An 18,855-nucleotide genomic window follows, 5' to 3' on the forward strand; every position below is an offset into this window, starting at 1 on the left:
TCAGGACCACACGTCGCCGATGGCAGTCACCTCGCGGGGCGGCGCCGTCGGCGTGGCGGACGGGGTCCGGGAGAAGCGCGGCGCGGGCGCCGGGCCCATGTCGCCGGCGACGTCGATGAACGTCTCCCTCGCCGTCATATGGGGGTCCGAGAGCGCCTCGGTGTAGGACAGGACCGGGGTGGTGCAGGCGTCGGTGCCGGCGAAGTCGGCGGCCCATTCGTCGCGGGTACGCGCGGCGAACTTCGCGGCGATCGCGGAGCGCAGCTCCTCCCAGCGATCCATGTCGAACTGGCCGGGGTACTCGTCGCCGTCCACGCCGAGGATCCGCGCGAACTCGGCGTAGAACTGGGGCTCGAGGCAGCCCACGGCCATGAACTTGCCGTCCGAGCACTCGTAGACGTCGTAGAACGGGTAGCCCGTGTCGAGCATGTTGGTGCCCGCGACGTCCGACCACTGGTTGCGCGCGCGCATGGCCCACTGGAACTGGCCGAGCAGGGAGGCGCCGTCGGTCATGGCGGCGTCGATGACCTGGCCCTTACCGGACGTGACGCGCTCGATGATCGCGGCGAGGATGCCTTGCACGAGGAACATCGATCCGCCGCCGAAATCCCCCACGAGGTTGAGCGGCGGCACCGGGCGCTCGCCCTTGCGGGCGGTCGCGTTGAGGTGGCCGGTGAGCGAGATGTAGTTGAGGTCGTGGCCTGCCATCGAGGCGTTGGGGCCGTGCTGGCCCCAGCCCGTCATGCGTGCGTACACGAGGCGCGGGTTGCGCTCGAGGCACTCGTCGGGGCCGAGGCCCATGCGCTCGGTGACGCCGGGGCGGAAGCCCTCGACCAGGACGTCGGCCTTGGCGATGAGACCGCGGACCTGCTCCAGGCCCTCCTCGCTCTTGAGGTCGGCCTCGACCACGGTCCGGCCGCGGCGGGTGACGTGCGCCCAACCGTCGACCGACTTGGCCAGCTCGCCGGGGCGCATCACGGTGACGACGTCGGCGCCCATGTCCGCGAGCATGAGGCAGGCGTGGGGGCCGGGGCCGATGCCATTGAGTTCGACGACGCGGATGCCAGCCAGCGGGCCGGAGGAGGTGGTGGTCACTGTGTGCCCTTTCGTGTGGTCTCACCCACACGGTATCGCCTGGGCGTAATAAGTGAATACTTATCATTGGGTTCACGATCACCTACACCAGTTTCGGCAGCGCCCCGCGGGGGACAGCGAGGAGAACGGCGGGGTCGGCCCCGCGACCCCGTCCACTAGCGTGGAGGGCATGAGCGACCGGACCGATCCCACCGTTCAGCCCGACCCCCTCGCCGCGCCCACCCTCGACCGGCTGGGCAGTCCCGCCTCCGACGGTGCGACGCGCGTGATGCTGCTCGGCTCGGGCGAGCTGGGCAAGGAGGTCGCGATCGCGTTCCAGCGCCTCGGCGTCGAGGTGATCGCCGTGGATCGGTACGACGGCGCGCCCGCGCACCAGGTGGCGCACCGCTCCCACACGATCGACATGACCGACCCCGCGGAGGTCCGCCGGGTCATCGAGCAGGAGCGCCCCCTCGTCGTGGTGCCGGAGATCGAGGCCATCGCCACGGCCGCCCTCGCGGACATCGAGGCCGAGGGTCTGGCCCGCGTCATCCCCACCGCCCGCGCCACGCAGCTCACCATGGACCGCGAGGGGATCCGTCGCCTGGCCGCCGAGGAACTGGGCCTGCCGACGAGCCGCTACGCGTTCGCCTCCTCCGTCGAGGAACTGCGCGAGGCGTGCGAGGTCATCGGATTCCCGTGCCTGGTCAAGCCCACGATGTCGTCGTCGGGCAAGGGGCAGTCCTCGCTCGACGGGCCCGGCGACGTGGACGCCGCGTGGGAGTACGCGCAGGAGGGCGCACGGGTTGCGGGGACGCGGGTCATCGTGGAGTCGTTCGTGGACTTCGAGTACGAGATCACCCTCCTCACCGTCCGCAGCGTGGACCCGGACACCGGCGCGATCCGTACCGATTTCTGCGAGCCCATCGGCCACCGCCAGGAGCGCGGCGACTACGTCGAGTCGTGGCAGCCGCAGGTCATGACGCAGGACGCCTACGACTCCGCACGCTCGGTGGCGGCGCGCATCACGGGCGCCCTCGGCGGGGTCGGGGTGTTCGGGGTCGAGCTGTTCGTCCGCGGAGTGGACGTGTACTTCTCCGAGGTGAGCCCCCGCCCCCACGACACCGGACTCGTCACGCTGCGCAGCCAGGTCCTCAGCGAGTTCGAGATGCACGCCCGCGCCGTCCTCGGCTTGCCCGTGGTCACGACCATGGCCAGCCCGGGCGCGTCGGCGGTGATCTATGGCGGCGACGGCGTGGGCGACGGAGCGGAGGGCGTCGGCTTTGCCGGCGTCGCCCGTGCCCTCGCGGTGGCCGAGTCCGACCTGCGGCTGTTCGGCAAGCCGTCGGCCACCGCGTACCGCCGGATGGGCGTGGCCGTGGCCACCGCCGAGGACGTGGAGACAGCCCGCGAGCGGGCCCGCGAGGCGGCCTCCCGCGTCACCGTGGTCCGGTAGGAGGGCGGGGCCGCGCCGTCCACTCCGCCGAGCAGCCCGACCTCGGCTGACCGCCGCCGTCCGCCGGGGCGGTGCCACGTCATCACGACCCTCAGGCGATTCGCTCACTCGCTCACCCCACCCGCCGACCTCCCCGACCACAGAAGCCCCACGGGACCGGCGCGGCCACTACCGTCCCGGGCTCGTCCTCTGTGCGCGGCGGGACTCACCGCGATGTGAGCGAATCGCGTGCTCGGCCCTGCGCGAGTCGCGGCGCGCCGCCCGACTCGCACAGGGCTGGAGCCCCGTTTCGCGCACTCGGACCGTTTCGCGGCCCGGAAAATGGCCGGAGAGCGGTCGGAGCGAGTGAGCGGAGGGCCGCGCTTCACGGTGCACAGGGGGCGGGGAAGGTTCCCGGGGACGGTGGTGCGCAGGCGCGAGTGAGCGAGTGAGCGACTTCCCCGAGGCTCGCGAACGCGAGTGCCGGGGCCTGTGGATGGTCGTCCACCCTGTCCACGGCACCCTCTCGCAAGGCGCCCCGGCCCAAACACCCGCCTAGCGTGAGCCCCGAGACGGCGCCGGGGTGCGCCGAGGGAGGACGCCGGGGGAGATGGCACAACGCGAACAGACGGTGGAGGCCGCGGTGGAGGCGCCGGCGGACAGGTGGTCGCAGGACGCCGGGGCACTGCCGGGGGCGCCGCTGGTGGTCGGTCCCGACGACGCCCGGGCGCAGGCCCGGCGGATCGCGGACGCGGGGGAGCGGGCGCGGCAGCGGGCGGACGTGCTCGCGGCGGCGCTCGAGGCGGCCGCCACGGCGGCCAGCGGGCTGGCGTGTGGCCCGGCCCTCGCCGAATGCGCAGTGCTGCTCGCGCGCCGGGCCCGCGACCTGGCCGGGGACACCGCGGCGATCGCCGAGGGGATCGACCGGGCACTGGCCACCCTCGGCCGGGCCGACGAGGAGGTGGCCCGCCGTGTGGCCGGCGCCGCGGGCTGAGGCGCTGGTCATCGCCCTCGACCGGGCGGAGGCCGAGGCCGCCGCGACGGGCCGCGCGGTGGCGGACGAGGCGAACGAACTCGACGCGATCGTCCGCGACCTCGCCGCCGGGTGGACGGGCCACTCCGGCCTCGCTGCGCGCCTGCACACCGAGGGTGTGTGCGCGGCCGCGCAGGTCCTCTCCGGGCACTGCCTGTACCTCGCCGACGTCCTCCGCGCGGAGGGCTCCCGCCTCGCCCGCGCCCTGGTCGCCGGTGGTACCGCAACGGAAGTAGAGGACGCGGACGCTGCGCTCGCCGCTCGGCTCGTCGAGGCCGCCGACGCGCTCGCCGGGGAGGTCGACCCCGACACCGTCGCCTGCCTGGACCTGACCGGGACCACCGGCGACGACCCCCGCGCGATCGCCACGCTGTGGCACTCGCTCACGCCGCCGGAGCGTAACCGCCTGGCCCGGGACCACCCGGAGCTGGGCAGCGTGGCGGGCCTGCCGGCGGCGCAGCGCGACGCCCTCAACCGCACCCGCCTGTCGCGGCTGCTCGACGAGGGAGCGGCGGGGCAGCTCGACGCGTCGACGCACGCGGCCCTGCAGGCCCTGGCGGGCCACCTCGCCGTCGACCCCGACCGGCACCTCCTCGCGCTGCACGCGGACGGGCGGGCGGTGGTGGCGAGCGCCGACCCGGACGGCGCCGACCGGGTCGTCACCCTCGTCCCGGGGACCGGGTCCTCACTGACCTCGATCGACACCACCGCGACGCGGGCGCAGGCGCTCTGCGACACGGAAGACTGCGTCTCCGTGGCCTGGCAGGGCTACCACGCCCCAGCGGACCTGAGGTCCGCGGCGTTCGGCACCGACCTGGCCACCGCGCACGCCGCCGACCTGCGCGACTACGCCTCCGGGCTCGACGCGGTGGATGTGCAGGACGGTCACGACGCACCCCACGCGGTGGTCGGCTACAGCTACGGCTCCACCGTCCTGGGCGCAGCCGCCTCCGACCCCCGCGGCCTGGCCGCCGACCGCATGGTCCACGTCGGCAGCCCGGGCGCGTACGCGGACTCGCTCGCCGACCAGCGGGTCGACGACGGCGGCCGCACGCGCCCGGCGACGAGCGACGACGTGGCCTCGGCCGCCTCTCGCTGGGACCCGATCCCCTGGTGGTCGGTCACCGGCCTGCTCGGCGCCCTGCCGGGTGCGGACGGTTTCGGCGCCCCCACGACCGACGTCACCGAACCCGGCGACGGGCCCGGGGCGCTGCGCACCGCGCACTCCGGCTACTTCGACCCCGGCACGGTCTCGCTCACCGAGATCGGCCGGCTCGTGCAGGGCCGCGAATGAGCCCCGCCGTGCTGGTCGGCGGGCCGCACCACTCAGCCCGCGTCGCCACGGGCGGCGGCCAGCATCTCCGCCCTCCCGGCCAGCTTGGTGCGCTCGCGCCCGGCGGCCTCGCCGAGGGCCCGCTCGGCGGCGTCGATGGCGGCCCAGCCGTCTCCGTCCACCACCTCGATCCCGCGCTCGGCGAGCAGATCCCGCACTGCCCGCGGGTCGGGCTCGGCGGGCTCGGGCAGCGACCCGTCGTCGAGGTCGTCGGTGAGCCCGTGGACGGTCTCCACCGCGCACGAGCGGTTGGTGCCGATGACGCCCGTCGGCCCCCGCTTGATCCAGCCGGCGGTGTACAGGCCCGGCACCACCGCGCCGGACTCGGCCGCGTCGAGGACCCGGCCGGCCTCGTTGGGGATGGTGGCGGTGTCGTCGTCGAACGGCACGCCCCCCAGAGGGGTCGAGCGGTAGCCCACGGCCCGGTAGACGGCGTCCACGGCGAGGTCCTCGGTCTCGCCCGTCCTCCGCACCTGCGCGCCGTCCGGCTCGGTGCGCTCCAGGCGCAGGCCGGTGACGGCGCCGGCGTCGCCGAGGATCTCGGCGGGCGCGCGGTGGAAGCGGAAACGGACCACCTTGAGCCCGTCGGCGAGCGCGGCGGCCTCCGCGTCGTCGGCCGAGCCGTGACCGGCCTCCGTGACGGCGGCGGCCCACTTCTCGAGCTGCGTGCAGACCTGCTTCACACGGCGGTCCGACTCGCGGAGGGTGCGCGCCTCGCCGTCATACTCCAGGTCGGCCGGGTCCACGATCACGGTGACGCCCTCCACCTTGTCCATCTCCCGCAGCTCCAGGGGGGTGAACTTGGCGTACGCCGGGCCGCGGCGGCCGATCACCGACACCACGCGGGTGGCGCAGGCGGCGAAGCCCTCGCGGACGTGCTCGGGGATGTCTGTGGCCTCGAGCTGCTCGGCGGTGCGCAACAGCATGCGCGCCACGTCCAGGGCCACATTGCCCACGCCCACCACGGCGGCGCGTTCGGCGTCCAGCGGCCACTCGCGGGCGGCGTCGGGGTGGCCGTCGTACCAGGTGACGAACTGGGCGGCGCCGTACGAGCCCTCCAGGTCCTCGCCGGGAATACCGAGGTCGCGGTCGGTGAGCGCGCCGGTCGAGAAGAGCACCGCGTGGTACAGGCGCCGCGCGTCGTCCAGGCTCAGGTCGCGGCCGAACTCCACGTTGCCGAGGAAGCGGATCCGCGGGTCGGCACCGATCTCCTGCAGGGTCCGGGCGATCCCCTTGATGCGCGGATGATCCGGGGCCACGCCGTGGCGCAGCAGGCCGAACGGCACGGGGAGCGAGTCCAGCAGGTCCACGACGATCTCCCGCCCCACCGAATCGGCCCAGTCGAGGAGGGCCTCGCAGGCGTATACGCCGGCCGGGCCCGAACCCACGACGGCGATGCGGACGAGGGAATCCGAGGATTTCGTCATGAACCGATCATGGCATGCCGCCACCCCTCGGGGACCTCGACCCGACGAGTGCGGGCGAGGGGGAGCATAATCGGGTCCCATGAGCGACTACGCCGGAGATCTCGACCCCCAGCAGGCCTGGGACATGCTCGCCGCGGACCCGTCCGCCGTGCTCGTCGACGTACGCACCAGCGCCGAATGGCAGTGGGTCGGCGGCGCCGACCTGTCGTCACTGGGCAAGCGCACCGTGGGCATCGAGTGGATGCGCTCGAGCGGTGAGCCCAACGGCGCCTTCGTCGATCAGCTCGGCGAGGCGGGCGTCGGCCCCGACACCCCTGTGCTCTTCCTCTGCCGCTCCGGGGGCCGCTCGGCCGCCGCCGCCCGCGCCGCCACCGCCGCCGGGCTCGGCCCGGCCTACAACATCGCCGGCGGCTTCGAGGGCGACCCGGACGCCGAGGGCCACCGCGGCACCGTCAACGGCTGGAAGGTTGACGGGCTGGCCTGGCGCCAGTCCTGACCCGCGCCGTCCACCTGCCCGAGCCGGCACCCGATCACACGAGAAAGCAGCGCATGCAGAACAACGAACTCCCCGACGGTCTCCACCCCGACACACTGGGAGTCCGTGCGGGCCAGATGCGCACCGGCTTCGAGGAGACCGCCGAGCCCGTCTTCCTCAACTCCGGCTACGTGTTCTCCAGCGCAGAGGCCGCCGAGTCGTCGTTCAACGGCGACATCCAGCGGTTCGTCTACTCCCGCTACGGCAACCCCACCGTCGCCATGTTCCAGGAGCGGCTGCGGCAGATCGAGGGCGCCGAGGCGTGCTTCGCCACCAGCTCCGGCATGTCGGCGGTGTTCGTGGCGCTGGCGGCGCTGTGCCCCAGCGGATCGCGACTGGTGGCGTCGCGCGCGCTGTTCGGCTCGTGCTTCGTGATCTGCGCCGAGATCCTGCCGCGCTGGGGAGTGGAGACGGTGTTCGTGGACGCCACGGACCTGGACCAGTGGCGCGAGGCGCTGAGCGAGCCGACCACCGCCGTGTTCTTCGAATCCCCCTCCAATCCCATGCAGGACCTCGTGGACGTCGCGGCGGTGTCCGAGCTCGCCCACGCGGCGGGTGCGAAGGTCGTCGTGGACAACGTGTTCGCCACCCCCCTGGGCCAGAAGCCGCTGGAACTGGGCGCGGACGCGGTCGTGTACTCCACCACCAAGCACATCGACGGCCAGGGTCGCGCGCTCGGCGGCGCCGTCCTCGGCTCGGAGGAGTACATTTCCGGGCCCGTGCAGAAGCTCATGCGGCACGCCGGCCCGGGCATCAGCCCGTTCAACGCGTGGATCGCCCTCAAGGGCCTGGAGACCATGAGCCTGCGGGTCGAGCGCATGTGCGCCACCGCCCTCGAGGTTGCGCGCTTCCTCGAGTCGCACGACGCCGTGGAGTGGGTGCGGTACCCGATGCTCGAGTCGCACCCCCAGCACGAGCTGGCGAAGCGGCAGATGTCCGGCGGCGGGTCCGTGGTGACGTTCGGATTGAAGGTCGATGACGACGAGACCGACGGTGGCAAGAGTAGGTGCTTCGCCCTGTTGAACGCTCTGCGCGTCATCGACATCTCCAACAACCTGGGCGACGCCAAGTCGCTGACCTGCCACCCGGTCACCACGACCCACGCGTCGATGGACGTGGCCGACCGCGAGGCGATGGGCCTGCTGCCCAACGTCGTGCGGCTCTCGGTGGGGCTGGAGCACGTCGACGACCTCATCGCCGACCTGCAGCGCGGCCTGGGCTAGCAGGTCGGGCCGGTCCGCCGGGGCGAGTCCGACTCCTGCCTTCTGCTTTCTGCCGCCTGCCTCGCTGCCTCCCGCCTCCGTTCGTACGCATAACCGCACGGGATTCAGTCGGTTCGGGGTTTTTGCTGCGCTTATGAGGACGAAGCGACGCGGGGCGGGCGGACGAAGCGACGCGGGGCGGGCGGGCGACGCGGGGCGGGCGGGCGACGCGGGGCGGGCGGGGCTTCAGGCGTCGGCGTCGTCGCGGGCGATGTCGAGCGGCCAGGCCAGCGTGAGCACGGAGTCCGCGACCGGCGCGTTCGGGGCGATGCTCACCTCGAGGCAGAGCGTCTCGGGCGCGCCGGGGGTTGTGCGGGTCGCGCCGGGGAGCACCACCGGCTCGTCGGCGGTGGGGGCGTTGACCGGCAGTGGCCGGGTGGCATCGCCGGCGAGGAGGCCGGCCGCGCCGCGGGCGAAGGTGGGGGCGGCGCACGTGCCCTGCTCGGACGAGACAGCGCGGACGCGGACCTCGGCTGCGGTGGCGGGGTCGCCGTCGACCAGGACGCCGGGCCGCAGCATGACGAGCGTCTCGTTGCGCGAGTCCACGCTGGTGCGCAGCGTGAACGGTTGGTAGGCGGGCTGGTTGCGCAGGGCGGCGGTGTCGACCCGGACGGGGAAGTGGCCGCCGTAGGAGGAGATGGGCGCGGCCCACGTGGTGCCGAAATCGGTGGACGCCTCGACGGACCAGCTGGAGCTGCGGAGGGCGGATTCGCGGGCGTCCGCCTCGACGCCGTCCCGGTGGATCAGGGTGGCCCCGATTGCGCAGGCGGAGACGGCACCCAGGGCCACCAGAGCGGTGGCCGCGTGCCGGATCCGCATGGGCACCTCCGAGTTCCCGCACGACGGTGACCGGTCCCGGGGGTGAGGCCCCTGGTGCGGATGTTGTCCGCAGTGGTCTCCGATACATCGATATTATGGGCCTCGGAGGGGATTGTGTTACGCCTTGCCGGTGTGGGGGTGATATAGGTCACCGCTCCGGACGGTGGTCGGGGTGCACTGTCCGGGGCACGCGTGCCGGGGCGGCGGGGCATGGTCGAGAGCCGTGCGGGGTCGCACCCCCGGCCCGCTGGCATACTCGCCGACAGGGCTCCGGCGCGGACGCCGCCGGACGTGCCCGAGATTTCCGCCCAGGAGGAGACCCATGCCCGCCACCCCGCCCCTGAAACTGGGCTACAAGGCCTCGGCCGAGCAGTTCGGTCCGCGCGACCTCGTGGAGTACGCGGTGCTCGCCGAACAGGCGGGCATGGATTCGGCCACGGTCTCGGACCACTTCCAGCCGTGGCGGCACGACGGCGGGCACGCCCCCTTCTCGCTGTCCTGGATGACGGCGGTCGGGGAGCGCACCGAGCGGCTGCAGCTCGGCACGTCCGTCCTCACGCCCACGTTCCGCTACAACCCGGCCGTCCTCGCCCAGGCCTTCGCCACCATGGCGTGCCTCTACCCCGGGCGGGTGTTCCTCGGTGTGGGTACCGGCGAGGCGCTCAACGAGATCGCCACCGGGCACCCCGGGCCGTGGCCGGAGTTCAAGGAGCGCTTCGCCCGGCTGCGCGAGTCGGTCCGGCTCATGCGCGCGCTGTGGACCGGCGAGACCACGACCTTCGAGGGCGACTACTACGCCACCCGTGACGCCTTCCTCTACGACGTCCCCGACGAGGGCGTGCCCGTCTACGTGGCCGCGGGCGGCCCGGTGGTGGCCAAGTACGCGGGCCGCGTGGGTGACGGGTTCATCTGCACCTCCGGCAAGGGTATGGAGCTCTACACCGACACGTTGCTCCCGGCCGTCGAGGAGGGTGCCGGGATCAACAACCGCGACGCCACGACCATCGACCGGATGATCGAGATCAAGATCAGCTACGACCCGAACCCCGAGGCGGCGCTCGAGAACACCCGCTTCTGGGCGCCGCTCTCCCTCACCCCCGAGCAGAAGCACTCGGTGGACTCCCCGCGCGAGATGGAGCGCCTGGCCGACGAGCTGCCGATCGAGCAGGTGGCCAAGCGGTGGATCGTAGCCTCCGACCCGGACCAGGCGGTGGAGCAGGTCAAGCAGTACGTCGACGCCGGCCTCAACCACCTCGTCTTCCACGCCCCCGGGCACGATCAGAAGCGCTTTCTGGACCTGTTCGCCACGGACCTCGCGCCGCGTCTGCGGGAGCTCGCGTGAGCGCCGGCGGCAACGGCACCGGGCCGGTCGGCCCGGCCCCCGACGACCGCGCCGACCTCACGGGCCTGGAGGGGCTCCTCGCGGCCACAAAGTCCGTACGCGTCCTGCGCTACCCCCACGAGACCGAGCCGGACGAGGAGGGACAGACCACGGAGTGGCATTGCGACGTCGTCGTCGTCGACGGGGTCCCCGCCGCGGGGTTCACCACCTACGCCACGGTGGGTGCCCGCGTGCTCCCCACCAACGTCTCCACCCCCGAGGGGCGGGAGATCCGCACCGAGTTCGTCACCGTGGGCCGCACCGGGCACCGGGCGATGGCCGACGTGCTCGACGCGTGCGCCCTGGCCGTGGCCACCGGCTCCATCCACGTGCAGCCGGGCGCGCCGATCCCCAACGCCGTCGGCCTCATCGAGCCGGGCCGCCGATGCGAGCATCTCGTGCTCGCTCCGCCGTTCCTCTGGCCCGACCTGCAGGTGGTGGACGAGACGGGCGGCCCCGACGGCACCGGCCCGCTGCTCACGCGCCTGCAGGCCGTGCCCATCACGACGGCGGAGATGAAGCTGCTGGCCACCGATGGGTCCGACGCGCTCTTCGGGGCGCTCGACGCCGGCGGCGCCGACGTCACCGACCCGGACCGCCCGAGCGTGGCGTAGGCGCCGCGTGCTCACCCGGATCGTGGACACCGCCGCGGGCCCGGTGCTCGTGGAGGCCACGGCGGAGGGGGTCGCGCGGCTGGAGTCCGTGGCGCCCGGCACCGTCGTGTCGGGGACGGGCCGGGGTGGTGACGACGACGAGGGCCGCGACCCCGACCCGCCCGCGGCCGCCGGGCGCGCCGAACCGGCCGCCCGTCACATCGACCGGCTCGCCGCGCAGTTGGACGCCTATTGTGCCGGCCGGCTGCGGGAGTTCGACGTCCCCGTGGACTGGGCCGGCGCCGGGGTCCACGACGCCTTCGCCCGCGAGGTCTACCGCGAGATCCGGGCCGTCCCCTACGGTGAGACCGCCACGTACGGGCAGATCAGCGTGGATGCCGGCCGGCCCCGCAACGCGCGTCGGGTGGGCCGGCTGTGCTCGCTCGTGCCCGTGTCGTTCGTCATCCCCGTGCACCGTGTGATCCGCGCCGACGGCGGCCTCGGGAGGTGTCCGGAGTTCCGTCGGCGGCTGCTCGACCACGAGCGAAGGAACACCTCGTCGTCGTCACCCGTCGCCCTTCCCCCCGCCTGACGCCGTGCCGCCTCCCGTCTGGCGCCGCGTCGTCCGGTGTGGCGAGCGCCGCACCGTGGCTAGGGTGGGCCCACGGCCTCCCGGCCCGCCCACCGCAGTCGATCGTTCCCGAGGGGGACCCATGACCGTCGGAAGCATCCTCACCGGCGTGAGCGCCACCCGCGCCATCGAGCACTACACGCGGGTCCGGGGACTCACGGACCTGCTCACCTCCAGGCTCACCCCGGAGGACCAGGTCCCGCAGTCCATGACCGCGGCCAGCCCGGTGGCGTGGCACCGCGCACACACCACGTGGTTCTTCGAGGAGTTCGTCCTGGGCGCGCTGCCCGGCTACACGCCTGTGGACCCCGCGTACCGCTTCCAGTTCAACTCGTATTACGAGGCGATCGGGCCGCGGCAGGCGCGCGACGAGCGGGGCCTCATCACGCGGCCCTCGGTGGCACAGATCGCCGACTTCCGCGCCCGCGTCGACGAGCGGGTGGTGGACGCGCTCGAGGCCGGGCGGATCGACGATCGTGGCCTCGAACTGCTCGAGCTGGGCTGCCACCACGAGCAGCAGCACCAGGAACTGCTGCTCATGGACGTCAAGCATCTCTTCTCGCGCAACCCCACCGATCCCGTCTACCTCGAGCGCGCGGCCGACCCCACCGGTCCGGGGCCCGGGGACCTCGCATGGGACGACGTGCCCGAGGGCGTCGTCGAGGTGGGGGCCACCGACGACGCCGACGGCGAGGGCTTCTCCTACGACAACGAGCGGCCCCGCCACCGCACCTACCTCCCGGGCTCGCAGGTCGCCACGCGGCAGGTGACGGTGGCCGACTGGAAGTGCTTCATGGACGACGACGCCTACGCGCGCCCCGAGCTGTGGCTCTCCGACGGCTGGGCCACCGTGCAGACCGAGGGCTGGGAGGCACCCGGGTACTGGCGGCGGGGTGACGACGGCGAGTGGACCACGTTCACCCTCTCCGGCCGGCGGCCGGTCGTGGACGCCGAACCCGTCTGCCACGTCTCCTTCTACGAGGCCGACGCCTTCGCCCGCTGGGCCGGGGTGCGCCTGCCCACCGAGTTCGAGTGGGAGGCCGCCGCGGCCGAGTGGTCGGTGGGCGACGAGCTCGACCCCGCGCGCTGCCACCCTCGCCCGGCCGGGGAGCGGTCGGTCGGCGGCGTGTGGGAGTGGACCGCGAGCGCCTACCTGCCCTATCCGGGCTTCGCGCCCGTCGAGGGCGCGGCCGGCGAGTACAACGGCAAGTTCATGTCCGACCAGCACGTGCTTCGCGGCGGCAGCGCCCTGACCCCCGCCGGGCATACGCGCCGCACCTACCGGAACTTCTTCCCCGCCGCCTCGCGGTGGGTGGCCGCCGGGCTGAGGCTCGCGCGGTGAGCTCCGCGGAGCAGGTCGGGGGCGCCGTCGCCGCGCTCGAGGCGGACCTTCGCGGGTTGTGGGCCGACCCGCCGAACCTGCCGCCGCGGTGGTTCTACGACGAGAGGGGAAGCCTGCTCTTCGACGAGATCACCCGGCTGCCCGAGTACTACCCCACGCGGTGCGAGGCCGAGATCTTGTGCACCGAGGCCACCGGGATCGTCGGCGACGCCTCTACGCTCGTCGAGCTGGGGTCGGGGACGTCCGAGAAGACGCGGGTGCTTCTCGATGTGCTCGCGCGGCGGTCGGGCGGGGCTTCGACGAGCCCGGGCGGGGCGCTGTACGTGCCCGTCGACATCAGCGAGGAGATGCTCCTGGCCTCCGCGCGGGCGGTGGACGCGGAGTATCCGGGTGTGCGGGTGGAGCCCGTCGTCGGCGACTTCACCGCCCTCGCCGGGTCCCTGCCCGGCACGCCGGGGGAGCGGCTCGTGCTGTTCCTCGGCGGCACCCTGGGGAACTTCACCGAAGCCGAGCGCGAGGGGTTCTGGCGCATGCTGCGCGGGGTCATGGACGCAGGCGACCGGATGGCGGTGGGCTTCGACCTGGTCAAGGACCCCGCCCGGCTCGAAGCGGCCTACGACGACGCCGCCGGCGTGACCGCCGAGTTCGACCTCAACGTCCTCGACGTGATCGGCCGCACCGTCGCCGTCCGCGGCCTCGACCGCGCGGACTTCCGGCACGAATCGGTGTGGAACGCCGACGAGAGCCGCATCGAGATGTGGCTGCGCGCCGTGCGGGACGTGCGACTGGAGTTCCCCACGCTGGGACGGGAGCTCACACTGGCCGCCGGCGAGGGGATCCGGACGGAGATCGCCCGGAAGTTCACCCCCGACGAGCTGACGGCCGAACTCTCCGGTCACGGGTTCGCCGGCCGCGCGGTGTGGACCGACGCGGCCGGCGACTTCGGACTGCTGCTCGCCGAGGCGGGGTAGCCGGGGCTGCTCCGGCCGGGGCGGAGTCGCGAGGCCGACGGTCAGGCTCTCTGAGTTATCGAATTGTTGCAGACAGAGGGCGGTGAGGATCGAATGAGTGTTCTATTGTAGGGCTCATGGAAAGCGAACGTCAGAACGAGCGCGAGAGGGCGGCCGAGCGCATTGCTCCGCCGGAGCTCGCTGCCGTTCTCGCGCTCGCCGAGGCCGCGGGCGAGGCGCTCGGCTCCGTTGACTGGACCGCCGAGTCCGTGGACGCGGTCGCCGAGGCGCTGGGCCGTGTCGAGACGATCGCGCGGAAGGTCGAGGCCGCTGCCGCGTGCGGCGCCGCCGACCTAGCCGCACGGCACGCCAAGAAGGGGCGGTCGCCCGGCGGGGTTGCGGCGATGCTCGCCGAGCGCCTGGGGCTGGCGCGTGGGGCGATCCACGGCCGGATCGAGGCGGGCGGCCGGCGTGGCACCCCTGCCGGTCGGGCGGCCGCCGCGGGGGAGATCAGCGCCGAGCACGAGCGGATCATCGCCCGCGCGGTCAAGGGGCTCCCGGGCACGCTCGGCGGCGAGGCGACGCTGCGCTTCGCGGCCGACCTCACCGAGTACGCCCGGACCGTCGCGCCCGCCGCACTGCGGGCCGAGGCCGCCCGCCGCGTCGCCGCGCTCTGCCCGGCAAAGGGCGCGGAGCGGGAGGCGCACCAGGAGCGGCAGCGGTCCGCGCGCCTGGGTGCGGTACGGCCCGACGGCACCAGCACGCTCACGATGGTTCTCACCGCCCGCTCCCGCGCCCTCGTCGAACGGGCGCTGTGTGATCACGGCGGTCCCGGCGGTACCGTCGCCTGCGAGCCCGGGTCGGACGATCGCTCGCCGGAGCAGCGGGCCCATGATGCGCTCACCCACGTGTGGGCACTCGCCTCGGGCGTCGACCCGGCGGCGGCCCGAGGTGTCGCGGCCATCGTCGTTCGGGTGACGCCCGAGCAACTCGACGACCCGGCTGCCCTCGTGCGCACCGATGCCGGCACCCAGCTCAGCGTGCGGCAGGCCGTCTCCATGGCCGGCGCGAACCCGTGGTTCGTCTCCCTCCTGCGCGAGGGCCGCGAGGAACTTCACCGCATCGACGTGGACGCCCGGCCCGACCGCCGCATCGCCACCGCACTCCAGCGCCTCGTCCTCTACGCAGCCCACGGCGGCTGCACCTTCCCGGGCTGCGACGTACCCGCCAGACGGAGCCAGTACCACCACGTGGTGCCGTGGAGTCGCGGCGGCCCCACCACCGTCGGTAACGGGGCACTCGGCTGCCCACCACACCACGGCATGGTCGGGGACGGACCCGCGGGATGGACGACCGTGCCGGACCCCGGGGCCCCGGGGCAATGCCGCTGGATCCCGCCCGGCACCAACCGGCTGACCGACGCATGACCCCCGCCGCCAGGGATGGCACCGTCGACGGGGGTGATCGCGGCGTGCCCGCGACGCACAACTGGGAGACTGTCCCCGTGCCTGCCGACGACACGCCCCTCATCTCCGCGCCTGCCGACCCCGCCTCCTCGGGCGCTCCGTCCGCCGACCTCGGCGCGGTGCCCGACAGCCTCCGCGCACCCCGCACCGACGCCGCCGGTGCCGGCGCCGCGAACGGCTCCCCGCCGCACCCCTCCGCCGTCTTCGTGGCCGCGACCGAGGGCGACACCGGTAAGTCCACCGTCGCGCTGGGCCTGCTCCGCATCCTCGCCGGGACGGTCCAGCGGGTGGGCGTGTTCCGCCCGGTCACCATCGCCCGCCGGAACGGCGACGTGGTGGACACGCACGACCGCATCCTCGAGATGCTCCTGCAGCACTCCACCGCCGACCTGGAGTACGACGAGTGTGTCGGCGTCACCAATGCCCGCGTCCACGAGGACCGCGACGCGGCGCTCGCGGAGATCGTCGACCGCTACCACGCGGTCGCGCGCCGGTGCGACGCCGTGGTGATCCTCGGGACCGACTACACCGGGGTGCCCAGCCCCACCGAGTTCGACTTCAACGCCACACTCGCCGTCAACCTCGGCGCGCCGGTCCTCCTCGTGATCCGGGGGACCGGGCGCGAGCCCGAGGAGATCGCCACCAACGCCCGCCTCTCGCTCGAGGAGCTCCGCAACGACCACGCGCACCCGGCGGGCATCGTCGTCAATCGTTGCGTGCCCGACGAACTCGGCGACATCCGCGAGGCGCTCGCCCCGCTCGGCTTGCCGATCTGGACGCTTCCGCAGAACGACCTGCTCACCGCGCCCACGATGGGCGAGCTGCTCGAGGCGGTGGACGGCAGCCTCTACTCCGGCGATCCGGCGCTGCTCGACCGCGAGGTCATGGCCGTCATGGTCGGCGGTATGTCCGGCGAGCGTATCCTCGACCGGCTCTCCGACGGCACCGTGGTGATCGTCCCGGCAGACCGCACCGACGCGGTCCTCGCCGTCCTCACCGCGCACGGCGCCGAGGGGTTCCCCGCCATGGCGGGCATGATCTGGAACGGTGGGCTCATGCCGGGTAGCGCAATGCACAAACTGGTGCACGGCATGCGGTCCACGTTGCCGATCGTGTGCACCGGGCTCGGCACCTACGAGACCGCCCGCGCCGCCGCGCTCACCCGAGGCCGCGTCTACTCCGGCTCCGGTCGCAAGGTCGAGACGGCGCTGAGTCTCATGGAGAAGCACGTCGACACCGAGGAACTCCTCGCCCGGCTGCGGGTCGAGCCGCCCGACGTGGTGACCCCGCAGATGTTCGAGTACCAACTCCTCGAACGGGCCCGGTCCGACCGGCGCCACATCGTGCTCCCGGAGGGTGACGACGACAGGATCCTCCATGCCGCCGGCAGGCTGCTGCGCCGCGACGTCGCGGACCTCACGATCCTCGGCGAGGTCGAGTCGGTGCGGCGCCGCGCCGACGAGCTGGGCATCGACCTGTCCGCCGCCCAGGTCCTCGACCCGCGCCGGAGCGAGCTCACCGAGCGGTTCGCGCAGGAGTACACGGAGCTCCGCAAACACAGGGGTGTGACGCTCGACGTGGCGCGGGACCGCATGCACGACATCTCGTACTTCGCCACGATGATGGTCCACGACGGGCTCGCGGACGGCATGGTCTCCGGCGCCGTTCACACCACCGCGCACACCATCCGGCCGGCGCTCGAGATCATCCGGACCGCCCCCGGCGTGGACACCGTCTCGAGCATCTTCCTCATGTGCCTGTCCGACCACGTGCTGGCGTTCGGCGACTGCGCCGTGGTGCCCACCCCGTCCGCCGAGCAGCTCGCCGACATCGCGCTCTCCTCGGCCGAGACGGCCGCCCGCTTCGGAATCGACCCGCGGATCGCCATGCTGTCCTACTCGACCGGCGACTCCGGCACGGGCGCCGATGTGGAGAAGGTCCGCGAGGCCACCGAGATCGTGCACCGACGGATCGCAGAGGCGGACCCGGGCGACCCGGTCGCCGGGCTGCCCGTTGACGGCCCTATCCAGTTCGACGCCGCCGTCGATCCCACCGTGGCCGGCAAGAAACTCCCCGACTCGGCGGTCGCCGGGCGGGCCACCGTGCTGGTCTTCCCGGACCTCAACACGGGCAACAACACCTACAAGGCCGTGCAGCGCACCGCCGGGGCCGTCGCGATCGGGCCGGTCCTCCAGGGCCTGCGCAAACCGATCAACGACCTGTCCCGCGGCGCGCTCGTCGAGGACATCGTCAACACGGTCGCGATCACCGCCGTTCAGGCCCAGGGCACCGGCGGCGCGAGCCGGGAGGCCACGTCATGACCCGCGTCCTGGTTCTCAACTCGGGCTCGTCCTCGCTCAAGCTGCAGGTCCTCGACACGGCGCTGCCGGAGTCGCGGTCCGAGCTCACCTGGGTACTGGTCGAGCGGATCGGGGAGGAGTCCGGCAACCTGCGCATCCGCCGGACCGACGCCACGGGGCTGCCGGCCGCCGAGCGCACCGCCGAGGCGCCGTTCCCTGACCACACGGTGGCACTCGCGCGTGTCCTGAAGCTGGCCGCCGAGCTGGAGGTACACCCCGACGACCTCGGTGTCGAGGCGGTTGGCCACAGGGTCGTCCACGGCGGCCCCGACTTCCACCAGCCCGTGCTGGTAACGCCCGAGGTGGAGGCCGACGTCGAGGCGCTCGAAATCCTCGCGCCGCTGCACAACCCGGCCAACCTGCGCGGCATCCGGGTGGCCCGCGAGCTGCTGCCGGGCCTGCCCCACGTGGCGGTGTTCGACACCGGCTTCTTCCACGACCTGCCCGCCCACGCCCACACCTACGCGATCGATCGCGACGTCGCGCGGGAGTACGACCTGCGGCGGTACGGTTTCCACGGCACGAGCCACGACTACGTCTCGCACCGTACGGCGGAGATCCTCGGACGGCCCTACGACGAACTCAGCCAGATCGTGCTGCACCTGGGCAACGGCGCCTCGGCCTCGGCGATCACCGGCGGGCGCGCCGTGGACACCTCGATGGGACTCACCCCGCTCGAGGGCCTGGTCATGGGGACGCGTCCCGGCGACCTCGACCCGGGCATGCTCATCCACCTCATCCGCGACCGTGGCATGTCGCCGGCGGACGTGTCCACGCTGCTCAACAAGCGGTCCGGCCTGCTCGGCCTGTCCGGGGTGTCCGACTTCCGGGAGCTGCTCCGCCGGGTCGACGACGGCGACGAGCGTGCCACCCTCGCCTACGACGTGGTGATCCACCGCCTGCGCCGGTACATCGGCGGGTACTGGGCGGTCCTCGGCGACGTCGGCGCCCTCACCTTTACCGCCGGGGTGGGCGAGAACGTGCCCCGCCTCCGCGCCGACGCCCTCGCCACGCTCACCGGCTGGGGCGTGGAGATCGACCCCGACGCCAACGTGCGCGGTTCCGGCGAGCGCCTCATCTCCACGCCGAACAGCCGGGTCGCGGTCCTCGTGGTGCCGACCGACGAGGAACTCGCGATCGCCCGCGCCTGCGACGCGGTCCTGGGCCGGGGCTGAGCCGCCACCAGCTCAGACCCACCGGCCCAGAGCCCCGTG

16 protein-coding genes are annotated in these 18,855 nt (G+C 73.3%); 13 read left to right on the forward strand and 3 right to left on the reverse strand.

The features are described from left to right. Positions 1-1,095: a CaiB/BaiF CoA transferase family protein gene (locus ACH0BZ_RS00210; RefSeq protein ID WP_406895832.1), complete on the reverse strand. Its 1,095-nt coding sequence runs from the start codon at positions 1,093-1,095 to the stop codon at positions 1-3. 169 nt (positions 1,096-1,264) lie between these two features. Here ACH0BZ_RS00210 and purT point away from each other — a divergent pair, with 169 nt between their 5' ends. From purT to ACH0BZ_RS00225, 3 genes are all read left to right on the forward strand, one after another. Continuing rightward, positions 1,265-2,530, forward strand: a complete 1,266-nt coding sequence (gene purT / locus ACH0BZ_RS00215; protein WP_406895833.1) for a formate-dependent phosphoribosylglycinamide formyltransferase — start codon at positions 1,265-1,267, stop codon at positions 2,528-2,530. A gap of 589 nt (positions 2,531-3,119) precedes the next feature. Then, positions 3,120-3,503, forward strand: coding sequence for a hypothetical protein (locus ACH0BZ_RS00220; protein ID WP_406895834.1), 384 nt, complete (start codon positions 3,120-3,122; stop codon positions 3,501-3,503). Then, positions 3,481-4,836: an alpha/beta hydrolase gene (locus ACH0BZ_RS00225; protein ID WP_406895835.1), complete on the forward strand. Its 1,356-nt coding sequence runs from the start codon at positions 3,481-3,483 to the stop codon at positions 4,834-4,836. Before ACH0BZ_RS00220 ends, ACH0BZ_RS00225 begins: the two co-directional genes overlap by 23 nt. 32 nt (positions 4,837-4,868) lie before the next feature. On the opposite strand, the gene ACH0BZ_RS00230 is transcribed toward ACH0BZ_RS00225, so the two are convergent. After that, positions 4,869-6,302, reverse strand: a complete 1,434-nt coding sequence (locus ACH0BZ_RS00230; protein ID WP_406895837.1) for an FAD-dependent oxidoreductase — start codon at positions 6,300-6,302, stop codon at positions 4,869-4,871. A 79-nt stretch (positions 6,303-6,381) separates the two neighbouring features. Between ACH0BZ_RS00230 and ACH0BZ_RS00235 the strand changes: the two genes are divergently transcribed. Together ACH0BZ_RS00235 and ACH0BZ_RS00240 are read left to right on the forward strand one after the other, a co-directional pair. After that, positions 6,382-6,798: a rhodanese-like domain-containing protein gene (locus ACH0BZ_RS00235; protein WP_406895838.1), complete on the forward strand. Its 417-nt coding sequence runs from the start codon at positions 6,382-6,384 to the stop codon at positions 6,796-6,798. A 53-nt stretch (positions 6,799-6,851) separates the two neighbouring features. Continuing rightward, on the forward strand, positions 6,852-8,060 hold the full coding sequence (locus ACH0BZ_RS00240) for an O-succinylhomoserine sulfhydrylase (protein WP_406895839.1): 1,209 nt from the start codon (positions 6,852-6,854) through the stop codon (positions 8,058-8,060). A 225-nt stretch (positions 8,061-8,285) separates the two neighbouring features. Here the strand turns inward: ACH0BZ_RS00240 and ACH0BZ_RS00245 are convergent, their stop codons facing one another. Next, complete coding sequence (locus ACH0BZ_RS00245) at positions 8,286-8,918, reverse strand: hypothetical protein (protein WP_406895840.1); 633 nt, start codon at positions 8,916-8,918, stop codon at positions 8,286-8,288. A gap of 322 nt (positions 8,919-9,240) precedes the next feature. Between ACH0BZ_RS00245 and fgd the strand changes: the two genes are divergently transcribed. The 8 genes from fgd (at position 9,241) to ACH0BZ_RS00285 (ending at position 18,816) form a co-directional block, all read left to right on the forward strand. Further along, positions 9,241-10,260, forward strand: a complete 1,020-nt coding sequence (gene fgd / locus ACH0BZ_RS00250) for a glucose-6-phosphate dehydrogenase (coenzyme-F420) (RefSeq protein ID WP_406895841.1) — start codon at positions 9,241-9,243, stop codon at positions 10,258-10,260. Further along, positions 10,257-10,913, forward strand: coding sequence for a suppressor of fused domain protein (locus tag ACH0BZ_RS00255; RefSeq protein ID WP_406895842.1), 657 nt, complete (start codon positions 10,257-10,259; stop codon positions 10,911-10,913). The genes fgd and ACH0BZ_RS00255 overlap by 4 nt, the downstream gene beginning before the upstream one ends. Before the next feature lie 7 nt (positions 10,914-10,920). After that, positions 10,921-11,484, forward strand: a complete 564-nt coding sequence (locus ACH0BZ_RS00260) for a methylated-DNA--[protein]-cysteine S-methyltransferase (RefSeq protein ID WP_406895843.1) — start codon at positions 10,921-10,923, stop codon at positions 11,482-11,484. A gap of 121 nt (positions 11,485-11,605) precedes the next feature. Continuing rightward, complete coding sequence (gene egtB / locus ACH0BZ_RS00265; protein WP_406895845.1) at positions 11,606-12,865, forward strand: ergothioneine biosynthesis protein EgtB; 1,260 nt, start codon at positions 11,606-11,608, stop codon at positions 12,863-12,865. Then, entirely contained in the window at positions 12,862-13,836 is a 975-nt protein-coding gene (gene egtD / locus ACH0BZ_RS00270; protein WP_406895846.1) for an L-histidine N(alpha)-methyltransferase, read from the forward strand. Before egtB ends, egtD begins: the two co-directional genes overlap by 4 nt. 116 nt (positions 13,837-13,952) lie before the next feature. Then, positions 13,953-15,242 carry a DUF222 domain-containing protein gene (locus tag ACH0BZ_RS00275; protein ID WP_406895847.1) on the forward strand — a complete coding sequence of 430 codons (1,290 nt, stop codon included), beginning with the start codon at positions 13,953-13,955 and terminating at the stop codon, positions 15,240-15,242. Positions 15,243-15,487: 245 nt separating this feature from the next. Next, a complete protein-coding gene (gene pta, locus ACH0BZ_RS00280) occupies positions 15,488-17,602 on the forward strand; it encodes a phosphate acetyltransferase (protein ID WP_406896315.1) in 2,115 nt (704 codons plus the stop codon). Then, complete coding sequence (locus ACH0BZ_RS00285) at positions 17,599-18,816, forward strand: acetate/propionate family kinase (protein WP_406895849.1); 1,218 nt, start codon at positions 17,599-17,601, stop codon at positions 18,814-18,816. The genes pta and ACH0BZ_RS00285 overlap by 4 nt, the downstream gene beginning before the upstream one ends. Positions 18,817-18,855 lie beyond the last annotated feature (39 nt).

The sequence above is a fragment of the Dietzia sp. 179-F 9C3 NHS genome, from assembly GCF_045369825.1.
Classification (GTDB): domain Bacteria; phylum Actinomycetota; class Actinomycetes; order Mycobacteriales; family Mycobacteriaceae; genus Dietzia.